Source organism: Intrasporangium sp., from assembly GCF_036566125.1.
Classification (GTDB): Bacteria; Actinomycetota; Actinomycetes; order Actinomycetales; family Dermatophilaceae; genus Intrasporangium.
The window spans coordinates 1-15,724 of record NZ_DATCWX010000324.1; the positions used below are offsets into that span (position 1 = coordinate 1).

General features: G+C 70.0%; 16 protein-coding genes. 13 read left to right on the plus strand and 3 right to left on the minus strand.

Annotated features, from left to right (window positions below):
* Nucleotides 1–193 precede the first annotated feature (193 nt).
* The 9 genes from rplU (at nt 194) to VIR15_RS19495 (ending at nt 8,588) form a co-directional block, all read left to right on the plus strand.
* Entirely contained in the window at nt 194–502 is a 309-nt protein-coding gene (gene rplU, locus VIR15_RS19455; protein WP_331930853.1) for a 50S ribosomal protein L21, read from the plus strand.
* Between the two features lie 36 nt (nt 503–538).
* Complete coding sequence (gene rpmA / locus VIR15_RS19460) at nt 539–808, plus strand: 50S ribosomal protein L27 (RefSeq protein WP_331930826.1); 270 nt, start codon at nt 539–541, stop codon at nt 806–808.
* 141 nt (nt 809–949) lie between these two features.
* A complete protein-coding gene (gene obgE, locus VIR15_RS19465) occupies nt 950–2,470 on the plus strand; it encodes a GTPase ObgE (RefSeq protein WP_331930828.1) in 1,521 nt (506 codons plus the stop codon).
* A gap of 79 nt (nt 2,471–2,549) precedes the next feature.
* Nucleotides 2,550–3,674 carry a sensor histidine kinase gene (locus VIR15_RS19470; RefSeq protein ID WP_331930830.1) on the plus strand — a complete coding sequence of 375 codons (1,125 nt, stop codon included), beginning with the start codon at nt 2,550–2,552 and terminating at the stop codon, nt 3,672–3,674.
* A 13-nt stretch (nt 3,675–3,687) separates the two neighbouring features.
* Nucleotides 3,688–4,470: a LytR/AlgR family response regulator transcription factor gene (locus VIR15_RS19475; RefSeq protein ID WP_331930832.1), complete on the plus strand. Its 783-nt coding sequence runs from the start codon at nt 3,688–3,690 to the stop codon at nt 4,468–4,470.
* A complete protein-coding gene (locus VIR15_RS19480) occupies nt 4,467–4,877 on the plus strand; it encodes a hypothetical protein (RefSeq protein WP_331930834.1) in 411 nt (136 codons plus the stop codon). Before VIR15_RS19475 ends, VIR15_RS19480 begins: the two co-directional genes overlap by 4 nt.
* Before the next feature lie 29 nt (nt 4,878–4,906).
* A complete protein-coding gene (locus VIR15_RS19485) occupies nt 4,907–6,466 on the plus strand; it encodes a sodium/solute symporter (RefSeq protein ID WP_331930836.1) in 1,560 nt (519 codons plus the stop codon).
* Between the two features lie 146 nt (nt 6,467–6,612).
* Entirely contained in the window at nt 6,613–6,951 is a 339-nt protein-coding gene (locus VIR15_RS19490; protein ID WP_331930838.1) for a DUF485 domain-containing protein, read from the plus strand.
* Entirely contained in the window at nt 6,948–8,588 is a 1,641-nt protein-coding gene (locus VIR15_RS19495; RefSeq protein ID WP_331930840.1) for a monocarboxylic acid transporter, read from the plus strand. The genes VIR15_RS19490 and VIR15_RS19495 overlap by 4 nt, the downstream gene beginning before the upstream one ends.
* Nucleotides 8,589–8,668: 80 nt before the next feature.
* Here the strand turns inward: VIR15_RS19495 and VIR15_RS19500 are convergent, their stop codons facing one another.
* Nucleotides 8,669–9,919, minus strand: a complete 1,251-nt coding sequence (locus tag VIR15_RS19500; RefSeq protein WP_331930842.1) for an FAD-dependent monooxygenase — start codon at nt 9,917–9,919, stop codon at nt 8,669–8,671.
* Nucleotides 9,920–10,374: 455 nt separating this feature from the next.
* Complete coding sequence (gene proB, locus VIR15_RS19505; protein WP_331930844.1) at nt 10,375–11,487, minus strand: glutamate 5-kinase; 1,113 nt, start codon at nt 11,485–11,487, stop codon at nt 10,375–10,377.
* A gap of 146 nt (nt 11,488–11,633) precedes the next feature.
* On the opposite strand from proB, the gene VIR15_RS19510 reads away from it, so the two are divergent.
* Both VIR15_RS19510 and VIR15_RS19515 read left to right on the plus strand, forming a co-directional pair.
* The gene (locus VIR15_RS19510) at nt 11,634–12,917 is read left to right on the plus strand and encodes a glutamate-5-semialdehyde dehydrogenase (protein ID WP_331930846.1); all 1,284 of its coding nucleotides are present in this window, start codon (nt 11,634–11,636) and stop codon (nt 12,915–12,917) included.
* 77 nt (nt 12,918–12,994) lie between these two features.
* Nucleotides 12,995–13,690, plus strand: a complete 696-nt coding sequence (locus tag VIR15_RS19515; protein WP_331930848.1) for a class I SAM-dependent methyltransferase — start codon at nt 12,995–12,997, stop codon at nt 13,688–13,690.
* A 2-nt stretch (nt 13,691–13,692) separates the two neighbouring features.
* On the opposite strand, the gene VIR15_RS19520 is transcribed toward VIR15_RS19515, so the two are convergent.
* Complete coding sequence (locus VIR15_RS19520; protein ID WP_331930849.1) at nt 13,693–14,769, minus strand: glycosyltransferase family 2 protein; 1,077 nt, start codon at nt 14,767–14,769, stop codon at nt 13,693–13,695.
* 115 nt (nt 14,770–14,884) lie between these two features.
* Between VIR15_RS19520 and VIR15_RS19525 the strand changes: the two genes are divergently transcribed.
* Both VIR15_RS19525 and nadD read left to right on the plus strand, forming a co-directional pair.
* Nucleotides 14,885–15,118, plus strand: coding sequence for a hypothetical protein (locus VIR15_RS19525; protein ID WP_331930850.1), 234 nt, complete (start codon nt 14,885–14,887; stop codon nt 15,116–15,118).
* Nucleotides 15,119–15,141: 23 nt separating this feature from the next.
* Nucleotides 15,142–15,724, plus strand: a 583-nt coding sequence (gene nadD / locus VIR15_RS19530; RefSeq protein ID WP_331930851.1) for a nicotinate-nucleotide adenylyltransferase, incomplete at its 3' end; no start/stop codon positions are given.

Consider the following 15,724-nt stretch of genomic DNA (forward strand, 5'->3'; position numbering starts at 1 on the left):
CCGCGCCGCCGCCGCGGCCGGGTCGTCGCGCCGGCCGGCCCACCCCGGATCACATCGACGGAGGTATGACGTCGGTTTGGTTCGGAGTGCTCCCAGCCGGTAGCCTTGACCCTCGGTGCGCCCACCGGGCTCGTGTTGACGGGCCGGTGTCGAAAGCGGCGCCCCAATCCTGATTCAGAGAGTGAGTTTCACTGTGTACGCGATTGTTCGCGCTGGCGGTCGCCAGGAGAAGGTCTCGGTGGGCGACGTCCTGCTCATCGACAAGGTGACGGGTCAGCCCGGCGACGCCGTCGAGCTCACGCCGCTGCTCCTCGTCGACGGCACCACGGTGACCTCGGACGCCGACAAGCTGTCGAAGGTGTCGGTCAAGGCCGAGGTCGTCAAGGCGGCCAAGGGCCCCAAGATCGTCATCATGAAGTACAAGAACAAGACCGGCTACCGCAAGCGTCAGGGTCACCGCCAGCCGCTGACCCAGGTCAAGATCACCTCGATCGACTCCTGACCGCACTGGTACACGGACTCACAAGGAGCAACTGACATGGCACACAAGAAGGGTGCGTCCTCGACCCGCAACGGTCGCGACTCGAACGCACAGCGACTCGGCGTCAAGCGTTTCGGCGGCCAGCAGGTCAACGCCGGCGAGATCCTCGTCCGCCAGCGCGGCACCCACTTCCACCCGGGTGACGGTGTCGGCCGTGGCGGCGACGACACGCTCTTCGCCCTCGTTGCCGGCGCTGTCCGCTTCGGCAGCAAGCGCGGCCGCAAGACGGTCAACGTCGACAGCATCGAGGCCGTCGCTGCCGAGTGATCGACTGATCACCAACGCAACCTCGTGGAAGGGCGGGCCCGCGCGGCCCGCCCTTTCACATGTCTGCCAGCCCAGCGGCATACGGCCACGTGCTTTTGCCGTATGCCGCTGAGCCGGCTTGATCTGGAAGAGTGAACTCCCATGGCAGTGAACTTCGTCGACCGCGTCGTGCTGCACCTCAGCGCGGGCAACGGCGGGCACGGCGTCGCGTCCGTGCACCGCGAGAAGTTCAAGCCGCTCGGCGGCCCCGACGGCGGCAACGGAGGACACGGAGGCTCGGTCATCCTGCGAGTCGACCCGCAGTCCACGACCCTGCTCGACTACCACCGTCACCCGCACCGCAAGGCCGACAACGGCAAACCCGGAGCCGGTGACGAGCGCAACGGCGCCGATGGTGCCGACCTCGTCCTGCCCGTGCCCGAGGGGACGGTCGTCAAGGACGGGGACGGGCGCATCATCGTCGACCTCGTCGGGATGGGCACGGAGCACGTCATCGCGCGTGGGGGCCGCGGTGGCCTCGGCAACAAGGCGCTGGCATCCGCGCGGCGCAGGGCACCCGGTTTCGCGCTGCTCGGCGAGCCGGGGGAGGAGGTCGACGTCGTCCTCGAGCTGAAGACGCTCGCCGACGTCGCCCTCATCGGCTTCCCGAGCGCGGGCAAGTCGTCGCTGGTGTCGGTCCTCTCGGCAGCTCGGCCGAAGATCGCCGACTATCCCTTCACGACGCTCGTGCCCAACCTCGGCGTGGTCACGGCCGGGTCGAGCCGCTTCACCGTGGCCGACGTGCCGGGGCTCATCCCCGGCGCGCACGAGGGCAAGGGCCTCGGGCTCGAGTTCCTCAGGCACGTCGAGCGGTGCTCCGTGCTGGTCCACGTCATCGACTGCGCCACTCTCGAGCCGGGCCGTGACCCGCTGACCGACCTCGACGTCATCGAGCGCGAGCTGTCGCTGTATGTTCCCGATGCGGACCTCGGCGGCCGGCCGCTGTCCGAGCGCACCCGTCTCATCGTGCTCAACAAGGCCGACGTCCCGGAGGCCCGCGAGCTGGCCGAGCTGGTCAAGCCTGACCTCGAGGCGCGCGGCCACGAGGTCTTCATCGTCTCGGCCGTCGCGCACCTGGGGCTCAAGGAGCTGGCCTACGCGATGGCCCGGCACGTCGAGGCCGCACGCGCCGAGGTGGCAGCGGTCGTTCCCAAGCGCGTCGTCCTCCGGCCCAGATCGGTCGACGACCGGGGTTTCACGGTGACCCGGGAACACGGTTCCGACGGGGACTTCTTCCGCGTCACCGGAGAGCGGCCGATCCGATGGGTGCGCCAGACAGACTTCGGCAACGACGAGGCGGTCGGCTATCTCGCCGACCGGCTCGCCCGGCTCGGTGTCGAGGAGGAGCTGTTCAAGGTGGGGGCCGTGGCCGGGGACACCGTGGTCATCGGCGCGTCCGACGATGCCGTCGTCTTCGACTGGGAGCCGACGCTCCAGTCCGGAGCCGAGCTGCTCGGGTCCCGGGGCTCGGACCTGCGCCTCGACGAGTCGTCACGGCCCACGCGTGACGAGAAGCGCGAGGCGATGAAGGACCGCTATGCCGCCCGGGCGGCGACCCAGGAGGAGCTCGACGCCGAGCGCCGCGCCGGCCTGTGGCACCTGCGCGACGACGACGACGCCTGACCGATCGAGTGAACGGCTTTTGTGCCCCCGACGTTGTCCACTCGATCTGGTGACGGGGTGTGTGTCCTAGGGTGACTGCATGAGCTCGTGGGGCGCGCTGTTGCGTCGTGGTCACCTCGGCACCGAGGCCGACCGGGCGACCTTCCGCACCCTGCACACCGCGGCGCAGGCGTCGCCCCCGCTCCGGGCCGGCCTCAACGCAACGTCGGCGGAGCGGTCCCTGAAGTACCTGCGGGCGCTGCTCGGTGCCCCGGCCGTGGCCATGACCGACACGAGCGGGCTGCTCGCGTGGGAGGGCAGCCACAACCACCACTCGAGGCAGCCGTCGATCATCGCCGCTGGCACGCTCGACAACGGCCGTACGGTTGTCGTCGACGGGGCCGACATCGCCTGCGCCGAGCCGTCCTGCCTCGTCCGGCAGGCCATCGTCGCCCCGCTCGAGGTCGATGAGAAGGTCGTCGGGACCCTCCAGGTCTTCACCGGTCTCGCCTCGGCGGGCCTGGTCCGGGCGACGAGCGAGGTGGCTCGGTGGGTCTCGGGCCAGCTCGAGCTCGCCGAGCTCGACGCATCGCGAACCCGGCTCATGGAGGCCGAGGTCCGGGCCCTGCGTGCCCAGATCAGCCCGCACTTCATCTACAACTCGCTCACGGCCATCGCCTCGTTCACCCGCACCGACCCCGACCGGGCCCGGGAGCTGCTCCTCGACCTGGCCGAGTTCACGAGGTACTCGTTCCGCCGGCACGGGGAGTTCACCACTCTCGCCGAGGAGCTGCGGTCCATCGAGGCCTATCTCGTGATCGAGAAGGCGCGCTTCGGTGACCGGATGCGCGTCACGCTCCGCGTCGCGCCCGAGGTGCTGCCCGTCGTCGTGCCCTTCCTCTGCCTCCAGCCCCTGGTGGAGAATGCCGTGCAGCATGGACTCGAGGGCAAGGTCGGGGACGGCCAGATCACGATCCTCGCTCAGGACGCCGACCACGAGTGCCTCGTGACGATCGAGGACAACGGCGTGGGTGAGGATCCGGAGCGGGTGCGCCGCGCCCTCGCGGGGGACGGAAGCACCGACTCCGTGGGCCTGGCCAACGTCGACGAGCGGCTCCGTGCTGCCTTCGGCGACGACTACGGACTCCTCGTCGAGACGGCCGAGGGAGCCGGCACCAAGGTCATCGTCCGCCTGCCCAAGTTCCGCCCCGGGGTGCACGTATGAGCAGGATGCTCCCGTGAGCAGTCCGACGTCGGCCGCCGCACCCGGCACCGCACCCGAGCGGCTGCGCGTCCTCGCCCTCGACGACGAGGAGCCAGCCCTTGACGAGCTGGTCTGGCTGCTGCGCCGGGAGGAGCGGATCGGCGAGGTCATCGCCTCAGACTCCGCCGCAGAGGCGCTCCGGATCCTGCATGAGCGACCCGTCGACGCGATCTTCATGGACGTCCAGATGCCCGGGCTGACCGGTCTCGACCTCGCGCGGGTCCTGTCCCGCTTCACGACCAAGCCGCCCGTCGTCTTCGTCACCGCGCACGAACAGCATGCGGTCGACGCCTTCGAGCTCAACGTCGTCGACTACGTCCTCAAACCGGTTCGCGACGAGCGGCTCGCCGAGGCCGTGCGGCGCGTCGTCGGCCGGATCGAGGGGCGGGAGTCGCTGCCGACGGCTGAGGACGAGAGCATTCTCGTCGAGCTCGGTGGGGTGAGTCGGCTCGTCCCGCGGGCGGATGTCCTCTACGTCGAGGCGCAGGGTGACTACGCACGGTTGCACACCGCGAGCGGCAGCCACCTCGTCCGCGTGCCCCTGACCACCCTCGCGGACCAGTGGCGCGACGCGGGTTTCGTCCGGATCCACCGCTCCCTGCTCGTCGCCCTGGGCCACATCTCGGAGTGGCGCACCGAGGGCGGCCGGACGACCGTCATCGTGGGTGGCCACGAGCTCGTCGTCAGCAGGCGCCACACCCGCGCGCTCCGAGATCTGCTCGTCAATCGGGCCCAGCCTGGCAGGGAGCGCCGATGAGCCGGGAGCCAGCCCAGCGGCATACGGCTGAGAAGGTGGCCCAGCCAGCCGCGCGGGTCACGGTCACCTCGCCCCGCACCCGGGCAGCCCGAGCGCGCCGCGTGTCGATCGCTTCGGAGATCGACGCGCAGAGCCGGCTGGGTGAGGTCTACGTCGACTCCCTCATGCGCAGCCAGCTGCGCCTCTCGCTAGCCGTGCTGGCGGCGCTCGCGTTCACGCTCGGCCTCGTGCCGCTCGTGCTCCACCTCGTGCCCGCGGTGGGGCGCGTCGTCGTCCTCGGCGTCCCCGTGCCGTGGGTCATCCTCACCGTGGTCGCGTTCATCGAGATCGTCCTGTTGGGGATCTTCTACGTGCGTCGGGCGGAGCGCAACGAGGCCGCCTTCAGCGACCTGCTGGACAACCGGTGAGCCCGCAGTGAGCCCAAAATGAGCCCAGCGTGAGCACCGCGGCCAGCGTCGTCGCCGTCGTCGCCGTCGCCCTCGCGTCACTCCTCGTCGGCGCCTTCGGGCTGCGCGTCTCACGGACGATGAGCGACTTCTACGTCGCCTCTCGCGTCGTCGGTCCGGTCCTCAATGCGTCGGCGATCAGCGGGGAGTACCTGTCGGCTGCCTCGTTCCTCGGCGTCGCTGGGCTCATCCTCGCCCGCGGGGTGGACATGCTCTGGCTGCCGGTCGGGTGGACGGCCGGCTACCTGCTGCTGCTCGTCTTCGTCGCGGCGCCGCTCCGGCGCTCGGGCGCCTACACGCTGCCCGACTTCGCCCAGCTGCGCGTCGAGTCGACCCAGGCGCGGCACGTCGCCAGCCTGCTCGTCGTCGCCATCGGCATGCTCTACCTCATCCCGCAGTTCCAGGGCGCGGGCCTCACGCTGCGCACCCTCACCGGCGCGCCGCTCTGGGTGGGCCAGGTCGTCGTCGCCGTCATCGTGGTGCTCAACGTCCTGCCCGGCGGGATGCGCAGCGTCACCCTGGTGCAGGCGTTCCACTACTGGCTCAAGCTGGCCGCCCTGCTGACTCCGATCTTCTTCCTCGTCGGGATCACCATGACAGGCGGCGCACCAGCGGCGATCAGTCGCCTGGATGCGGTCGACTGGGCCGAACCGCTCACCGGGGACTACGCCCTCTATCTGACCTACTCACTCGTCCTTGCGACCTTCCTCGGCACGATGGGCCTGCCCCATGTCGTCGTCCGCTTCTACACCAACCCCGACGGGCGGGCGGCGCGGCGGACGACCCTCGTCGTGCTCGGCCTGCTCGGCGCCTTCTACCTGCTCCCGGTGACCTACGGCATCCTCGGCCGGATGCATGCCTCGGACCTCGTCACGTCCGGGCGGACCGACTCAGTCGTGCTCGAGCTGCCCGGCCGGCTCTTCTCCGGAGTGCTCGGCGACCTGCTCACCGCCCTCATCGCGGCGGGCGCGTTCGCCGCCTTCCTCTCGACGTCGATGGGCCTGGTCGTCTCCGTTGCCGGCGTCCTCAGCCAGGACGTCCTGCGCCGGCGCACCGAGCTGGGCCACGGGGTGAGCGCCTTCCGTCTCGCGACCCTCATCGCGGTGGGCCTGGCGCTTTTCCTGACCTTCGTGTCCGCACGCCTTCCGGTCGCCCACGCCGTGGAGCTCGCCTTCGCCGTCGCCGCCTCGACCTTCTGCCCCATGCTCGTGCTCGGGATCTGGTGGCGTCGGCTCACCGCCGCAGGGGTCATCGCCGGGCTCGCGGTCGGCGGATCGCTGTCCATGGCGGCCGTGCTCGCGACGATGCTCGGGATCGACGCCGACGGCGCGCTCGCTGCGCTCCTCACGCAGCCTGCCGCGGTGACCGTGCCGGCCGCCTTCGCGACGATGATCGGCGCGTCGATCGCGACGCGCCATCGGCAGCCAGCGCACGTCGCGCAGACGATGGTGCGCCTTCACGCGCCGGAGCACCTGATCCTCAACCGGGGGCCGTTCAACCCCGAGGGACACGATGAGCAGCGAGCTGATCGAGTAACCGCTCATCGTTGATCACCGACCGTTCGTCGCAGGCGTTTCTCGCGCACGGCGACCCATGGACACCGTTCATCGACGTGCGTTCGTCTCCTGGTGCCGTTACCTGGGTCACACCTCCTAGCGTGTCCCCACCCGCACACCACCAACGGAGGTGGCTTCCAGTGAGCAACGAAGCTCAAACACCGGTCACCGAGGACCGGAACATAGAGATGCAGAACTCGGCGGAGTTCGCAGAGCTCCGGAGCAAGTTCCGCAAGTTCGTCTTCCCGATGACCATCGCCTTCCTGGCGTGGTACTTCCTCTACGTCCTGCTGTCTGTCTTCGCCAAGGGCTTCATGGGCACGCGCGTCTTCGGGGACATCACCTGGGGCCTGATCCTCGGGCTCCTCCAGTTCGTCACGACCTTCGCCATCACGATGTACTACGCCCGCTGGGCCGACCGCGAGTTCGACCCGCGGGCCGAGGCCCTCGCCGAGAAGATGGGAGGTCACCACCGATGAGCGCTCTCGTCAACCTTGTCCCGACCGAGACTGCGGTCGGCAACCCGACCCTCAACATTGCGATCTTCATCGTCTTCGTCCTCATCACCCTCGCCATCGTCATCAAGGTGTCGAGGGGCAACAAGGGCGCCGCCGAGTACTACGCCGGCGGCCGCGCCTTCACCGGCCGCCAGAACGGCATCGCGATCTCCGGTGACTACCTCTCGGCTGCGTCGTTCCTCGGCATCGCTGGCGCCATCGCCCTGAACGGCTACGACGGCTTCCTCTACTCCATCGGCTTCCTCGTCGCCTGGCTCGTGGCGCTGCTGCTCGTCGCCGAGCTGCTCCGCAACGTCGGCAAGTACACGATGGCCGACGTCCTCAGCTTCCGGCTGCGCCAGCGACCCGTCCGTATCGCCGCGGCGATCTCTACGCTCGCCGTCTCGTTCTTCTACCTGCTCGCCCAGATGGCCGGTGCCGGTGGCCTCGTCGCCCTCCTGCTCGGCATCGACAGCACCGTCGGCCAGCGGGTCGTCGTCGGCATCGTCGGCATCATCATGATCTTCTACGTCATCTACGGCGGCATGAAGGGCACGACGTGGGTCCAGATCATCAAGGCCGTCATGCTCATCGCGGGCGCCGGCCTGATGTTCATCTGGGTGCTCAGCATGTTCGGCTTCAACCTGTCCAACCTCATCGGTGCCGCGAACGAGACGACCGCAAACGACCTCGGCACCGCGCGTGACCTGACGCAGCCGGGCCTGCAGTACAAGAACCCGATCGACTTCATCTCGCTGTCGATGGCCCTGGTTCTCGGCACTGCCGGCCTGCCGCACGTGCTCATGCGCTTCTACACGGTGCCGACCTCGCGCGAGGCGCGTCGCTCGGTGGTCTGGGCGATCTGGCTCATCGGCCTGTTCTACCTGTTCACGCTCGTCCTCGGCTTCGGCGCTGCCCAGATGCTCGGCCCGAGCGAGATCAAGAACGCCCCCGGTGGCGCCAACTCGGCCGCCCCGCTGCTCGCCTTCGAGCTCGGCGGCGAGGTCTTCCTCGGCATCATCTCCGGTGTCGCCTTCGCGACGATCCTCGCGGTCGTCGCGGGCCTGACGATCACGGCGTCTGCGAGCTTGTCGCACGACGTCTACAACACGGTCGTCAAGGACGGGAAGGCCACGCCCGAGGAGGAGGTGCGGGTCGCCCGCATCGCCGCCCTCATCCTCGGCGCGATCGCGATCATCGGCGGCATCTTCGCCATGGGACAGAACATCGCGTTCCTCGTTGCCCTCGCCTTCGCCATCGCGGCGAGCGCGAACCTGCCGACGATCCTCTACTCGCTGTTCTGGAAGCGGTTCAACACCCGCGGCGCGCTGTGGAGCATCTACGGCGGCCTGATCAGCGCGATCACGCTGATCATCTTCTCGCCAGTCGTGTCGGGCAAGGCGGTCGACCCCGTGACGGGCAAGAGCCCGTCCATGCTCCAGGGCGTCGACTTCCACGTGTTCCCGCTCGACAACCCGGGCATCATCTCGATCCCGCTCGGCTTCATCCTCGGGTACATCGGCACGGTGACGAGCAAGGAGTACGACGCGGCGAAGTACGCCGAGATGGAGGTTCGCTCCCTCACCGGGGTCGGGGCGGAGACGGCCACCCACCACTGACCGCCACCTTCCAGCGCACGCGAGCTCAGCGGCATACGGCATGGTCCGTATGCCGCTGGGCTCGCTTCGCGTGCCCGCGCTCAGACCCGCTCGGGCTGGGGCTCTCGGACCCGCTCTGTCGCCAGGATGGAGCGCAGGTAATCATGAATCTCGCTGGTGTCGAACGCCGTTCCGACCGCGGCGAGATAGCAGTCCGGGCGCACGAGCGTGGACGCACCCCGCGGCAGTGAGGCGGTGACGACATCGACGTGGCCGTCGTAGGTGGCCGTGTCGAACGTCAGGTCCGGGGCGGACCCACTGATGACGATATGTCGCCCGGATCGCGGCACGGCGTAGAGCGTTGTCGGCCCCTGGGCCGAGTCGACCCTCAGGTCCGGCATGCGTACGCCGGGGCGCGGCAAGCCCCCTACGCGGCCGGGACGGGTGAGCGGGCCGGTGGAGTACGAGACGGACGTCTGGGCCATGCGACCGGCGAGGCGGCGCTGGGCAGCGGGGAGCCGGAGTGCAGGGAGGACTGCATCCCGGAGGACTCGCTTGGGCGAGCGGGCTGTCACGTCGAACCTGACGATGCCCTCGGTGAAGGCGAGCACCTGCCGGGCGACAGGACCACGCTCCCGGCCGTAGCTGTCGAGGAGCCCGTCGTGGGCGTGCCCGGCGACGACGAGGGCGAGCTTCCAGGCCAGGTTGGTGGCATCCTGCATGCCGGTGTTCATGCCCTGCCCGCCGGCGGGGGAGTGGATGTGGACCGCGTCGCCCGCGAGCAGCACCCGCCCGGTCCGGTAGGCCGTCGAGGATCGCAGCTGGCACCGGAAGCTGGTCAGCGTCTCCGGGTCGTGGACGACGATCCGGTGCGGTGAGCGCTCGTCGACGAGCGACTGGATCTCGTCCAGCCCGGGCGGGCCACCGTCCCGCGTTCCCGGCATGGGTAGGGAGATCCGCCAGAGGTCGGGGGTGATCGGGACACAGAACAGCGGTTGCCCGGCAGCCGTGGCGAAGATGTGCACGCGGTCCGGCGGGCCGTCCCAGTCGACCTGGGTGTCGGCGAGGAGCCAGTCGAAGGGGTACGCGTGGCCGGCGAACGGGACGCCGAGCAGATGACGCACCGTGCTGTGCGCCCCGTCGCAGCCAACGAGGTACGCCGCTCGCACCGTGTGGGCCCGTCCGGCCGGGGGCAGGCCGAGGGACGGCACCGGGAGCTCCTGTTCACCCTCGACGTGCAGTGGCGAGCGACTCGTGACCACGACCCGGAGGGTGTTGCTCGCGGCCAGCAGCTCGGCGACGACGGGGGCGCCCTCCAGCAGCTGCTCGAAGTTGTCGAGGACGACCAGCACTGAGCGGTCGCGCAGGTGCTCAGCGAGGTGCTCGACGAGCGGATGTCCCGGGAGTCCGGCAGGCCGAGGCTTCGGGCCACCGACGACGGGATGAGGGCGGGGTCGCGGATCGCGGCCAGCGGGACGAAGTGCACCCCGTCGGAGAACTCTCCGCCGACCCGGGTCGCCAGCTCGATCGCCACCCTGGTCTTGCCGCTGCCGCCCGGCCCGGTCAGCGTGAGCAACCGGTGGTCGCCGAGCAGGCGTGCCGCGTCGGCAAGGAGATCCTCCCGGCCGATGAAGCTGCTGAGCGGCCGGGGCAGCGACCCGACGGCGCGAACGCTTGCCGCCACGCTGGCCTCCCTGAGGACGACGAACCCCCATCGATCGTCCCACCGCCGGGCAGGATGGTGTCGTCCGCACACCCCACCGACCCGCCGAGCAGGCCCGGCAGGAACGCCGCGCGACCCTTCTGATCAGAGGATGACGAGGTCGTCCCGGTGGATGACCTCCCGCTCGTAGGCGGGGCCGAGCGCCTTGGCCAGCTCCTTCGTGGAGCGCCCGAGCAACGCGGGCAGCTCGTTCGAGGCGTAGTTGACGAGGCCCCGAGCGATCACCGCGCCGTCGGGGGCGCAGACGTCGACCGGGTCTCCGTCGTGGAACAGGCCCTCGACGGCCGTGATGCCCGCCGGTAGGAGCGACGTCTTGCGGTGCACGAGGGCGTGGACGGCTCCGTCGTCCACGAGGAGCCGCCCGCGGGCCGAGGTGGCGTGCTCGAGCCAGAGCCGACGCCTGCGGCCCCGGCGGCCGATGGGCAGGAAGACGGTACCGACGTCCTCGCCCCTCAGCAGTTCGACGACGCGGTCCGCCGCGGTGATCGACGTCGTCACCCCGGCCGCCGTGGCGATCCGGGCAGCCTCGATCTTCGTCACCATGCCGCCGGTGCCGACCTTGGAGCCGGTCCGCCCGATCTCCACAGCGGCGAGGTCCTCGGGGCCCGTGACGAGGGGAATTCGCCGAGCGCCAGCATGATGCGGTGGGGCGTCGTACAGCGCGTCGACATCGGACAGCAGGATGAGTGCGTCCGCATCGATGAGGTGGGCGACGAGGGCCGCGAGCCGGTCGTTGTCACCGAAGCGGATCTCCGACGTCGCGACGGTGTCGTTCTCGTTGACGATCGGCAGGACCCGCAGGTCGAGCAGGCGCTCGAGGGTGCGGCGGGCGTTGGCGTAGTGGGTGCGCCGAGTGACGTCGTCGGCGGTGAGGAGCACCTGCCCGACGGTGATGTCGTGGACCGCGAACGACTGCGTGTACGCGGCGAGCAGCGCGCCCTGGCCAACGCTGGCGGCGGCCTGCTGCGTCGCGAGGTCCCGGGGACGCGATGCGAGACCGAGCGGATGGATCCCGGCAGCGATGGCGCCGGAACTGACGAGGACGATCTGGGTGCCGCGCTCATGCTGGTGGGACAGCGCGTTGACGAGGGCGACGAGGCGCGCGTGGTCGATCCCGGCGTCCGTGCCGGTCAGCGAGCTCGATCCGACCTTGACGACGAGGCGGCGAGCGCTGCTGATGACGGACCGGGGCGACACGACGTCAGCCTAGTGAGCGTGCCCTGGGCCGCGCGGCGCCGCTCATCATCCGATCGAGTGAACAACATCTGTGCCAGAAGCTGTTCACTCGATCGTGGGAGGGTCCCGTTTGAGGCCGGCTTGGGCGCACGACCTACCCTTGGAGCATGTCCCAGACGATCGACTCCACCGTCGTCGAGCACGTCAACGAGCTCGCCGACCGCGCTCGCGTGGCCTCCCGCCGACTGGCCCTGCTGTCCCGGGCCGAGAAGGACGCCGCGCTGCACCAGCTCGCCGACGCACTCGTCACCGCGACACCGCGGATCCTCGAGGCCAATGCGACCGACCTCGAGCGCGGCCGGGCGAAGGGCATGCCGGAGGGCCTTCAGGACCGGCTTCGCCTCGACGCCGACCGCGTCGCGGGCGTGGCCCAAGCGTTGCGCGACGTCGCCGCGCTCCCCGACCCGGTCGGTGAGATCGTCCGGGGGTCCACGCTGGCCAACGGGCTGCAGATCCGCCAGGTCCGCGTCCCCATGGGGGTCGTCGGCATGATCTACGAGGCGCGCCCCAACGTCACGGTCGACGCCGCGGGCCTCGGCCTGAAGTCGGGCAACGCCGTCATTCTCCGAGGGGGGTCCGCGGCGGGCGAGACCAACCAGGCGATCGTCGAGACCTTGCGCGACTCCCTTGCGGCGCAAGGACTGCCGGCCGATGCGGTGACCAATCTCGTCGAGGGCGGGCACGATGCCGCGCGAGCCCTGATGACGGCGCGCGGCCGCGTCGACCTCGTCATCCCGCGCGGCGGTGCCGACCTCATCCAGACCGTCGTGCGCGAGTCGACCGTCCCCGTCATCGAGACCGGCGTCGGGGTCTGCCACGTCTACGTCGACAGGTCCGCCGACCTCGACAAGGCCGTGGCGATCGCTGTCAACGCCAAGACCCACCGCCCGAGCGTGTGCAACGCGGCGGAGTCCCTGCTCGTCCACCGCGCCGTCGCCGCCGACTTCCTCCCGAAGGCGCTCACGGAGCTGGCCAACGCGGGGGTGAGACTCCACGTCACGCCCGACGTGACGCCGTACGCGGATGCGAGCTCAGCGGCATACGACATCGTGTCCGACAAGGACTTTGACACGGAGTGGCTCGCGCTCGAGCTCAACGTCGCCGTCGTCGACGACCTCGACGCGGCAATGGACCACATCCGCCGGCACGGGTCCGGGCACACCGAGGCGATCGTCACGGAGGACCGCGCGGCGGCCCGCCGCTTCACGCAGGAGGTCGACGCAGCGGCCGTCATGGTCAACGCGAGCACTCGCTTCACGGACGGTGGGGAGTTCGGTTTCGGGGCAGAGATCGGCATCTCGACGCAGAAGCTGCATGCTCGAGGCCCGATGGCGCTGCCCGAGCTGACGACGACCAAGTGGATCGTCGAGGGGGACGGCCAGATCCGGTGATGCCTGGGGAGTCGGCGCGGGCGATTCGTTTGGACCGCACGCGGCCCGCCCGTCGTCCACTGGCATGATGGCGCGCCATGGAGGGCACTGAAGTCCGCAAGCTCGCTGCGCTCGAGGCGCGCCACTGGTGGTACCAGGAGCGCCGGCACCTGCTTGCCGATGCGATCCGTGGGCTCGAGCCGGGCCTGGCCATCGACATCGGTGCCGCCGGCGGAGGCAACACGATGGTGCTCCGCCAGGCCGGCTGGCGGGCCACCGCCCTGGAGTACAGCGCCGACGGTGCCGAGGTGGCTCACGAGCGCGGACTGCCTGTGCTCCGGTCCGACGCGACCAACCTGCCGCTCGCGGACGACTCCCAGGACCTCGTGGTCGCCTTCGACATCCTCGAGCACCTCGAGGACGACGACGCGGCCGTCCGGGAGGTCCGGCGCGTGCTGAGGCCGACCGGCACGTACCTCGTCGCCGTGCCCGCGGATCCCCGACTCTGGTCCGCGCACGACGAAGCGGTCCAACACGTGCGGCGGTACACGCGAGCCGAGCTGCTCGGGCTGCTCGACCGCGGCGGGTTCGAGGTGGACGACGTCCGGTCGTGGAACGTCCTGCTGCGGCCCGTCGTCGCGCTGCGGCGCCGTGTCTCGACCGGGTCGGACCTCGACGACCTGCATCCGGCTGTCAACGCCGCGTTGCGAGGCATCATCGTGGCCGAGCGGTACCTGCCGCTGCGCCGGTTGCCCGGCGTGAGCCTGCTCGTCAGGGCGCGCCCGCGAGGGTGATCTCAGGTCGCCCGATCGGCGCGCTCTGGCAGTGACGGCTGCGCCACCCGCGCGCCGTCGGTGGCAACCGGCACGCCGCGGGTCTCGATGTGCTCCTCGCGCGGCGTCGCCGGCAGGGGAGTGTCGGTGGGCCCGTGCTTCGGCGAGCTCTCTGTGAGTGAGTCGTAGGCGATGAAGTAGGTGGGGCGGCCCTGCAGCTGGGCATACATCCGTCCGATGTACTCCCCGAGGATGCCGACGCAGACAAGCTGCACGGCGCCGACTCCGGCGACGATCGCGACGGTGGAGGTCCAGCCGGCGACCGTGTGCCCCTGGGCCCGAGCGACGAGCGTGTAGACGATCAGGAGCACGGCGAGAAGGGCACCGAAGAAGCCCGCGAACGTGGCCAGGCGCAATGGTGCGATCGAGATCCCGGTGAGGGAGTCGACGGACAGCCGGAGCATCTTGAGCAGCGGGTACTTCGTCGACCCGGCGGCCCGCTCCTCGCGTTTGTACTGCACGGTGTCGGACGGGAAGCCGAGGGCCGGCACGACGAATCGCAGCACCCGGTTGTGCTCCGGCAGGTTGTTGACCGCGTCGACGGTCGCGCGCGACATGAGCCGGAAGTCACCTGCGTCCGCGTGCGCCGACGTGCCCGACATGAGGCGGATGAACCGGTAGAACGACTGAGCGGAGACGCGCTTGAACCACGAGTCCGTGGACCGGTCGTTGCGCACCCCGTAGACGACGTCGACGTTGTCGCGCCTGGCTGCCTCGAGCATCTCCGCGATGACCTCCGGCGGGTCCTGGAGGTCGGCGTCGAGCGTCACGACGTAGTCGCCGCGGGCGCTCGCGAGCCCGGCGGAGATGGCGGCCTGGTGGCCGGCATTGGCCCGGAGGCGCAGCACGCGCAGGGCGGGCCACTCCCGGTGGTAGCGGTGGAGCAGCGCCGGCGTCAGGTCCCGACTGCCGTCGTCGACCGCGACCACCTCGTAGGTCACTCCCATGCCGTCGAGAAGGGGCCGCAACCGCTCGACGAGCAACGGCAGCACGTCCTCCTCGTTGTACATGGGGATGACGACGGACAGCTCGGGCACCATGGGCTCCAGCCTACGGCGCTGCCGCACCGTGGTGCTGACCGCTGTGGCGCGCCACTCTCGTGGCGATTGCCCGGTCGTTGGTCGGTCGTGAGCAGGTGGGCGCTAGGCTGGCCGCATGTCTGATCGTGTCCTGACTCTGGCGGCGCAGGGCGAGGAAGCCACGCGCGAGCTCCCCATGCCGTTCGTGATGTACTTCATCATCACCTTCGCCTTGTTCCTCGTGGCGCTCGCCGTCACCTGGTCCTTCCGCAACACCGCCCACAAGGTGCCGGCGTCGACTCACGTCGACCAGCACGGCCGGATCCAGATCGAGGGCCACCCGAGCCACGAGGACGGGGCGAGGCACTGAGCGGGCGCCGCCGCATCGGGGTCATGGGTGGGACGTTCGATCCCATCCATCACGGCCACCTTGTGGCGGCCAGCGAGGTCCAGGCACGCTTCGGCCTCGAGCAGGTCGTCTTCGTCCCGACGGGTCAGCCGTGGCAGAAGTCACAGACCGCGGTCACACCGGCCGAGCACCGGTACCTCATGACGGTCATTGCGACCGCCTCCAACCCTCGCTTCACGGTGAGCCGGGTGGACATCGACCGACCGGGGCCCACGTACACGATCGACACGCTCCGGGACCTGCGCGCCGAGCGCCCGGACGACGAGCTGTTCTTCATCACCGGCGCCGACGCCCTGGCCGACATCCTGTCGTGGAAGGACGCCGATGCCCTGTGGGAGCTCGCCCACTTCGTCGGCGTGACGAGGCCGGGCCACGTCCTGTCCGACAAGGGACTACCAGAGGATCGGGTCACCCTCCAGGAGGTGCCCGCGATGTCCATCAGCTCGACGGACTGCCGGGCGCGGGTGGCCGGCGGTGAGCCCGTCTGGTACCTCGTCCCCGATGGAGTCGTCCAGTACATCAACAAGTACTGCCTCTACACAGGCGGCCCGTGCGGGGCGCCTCCCG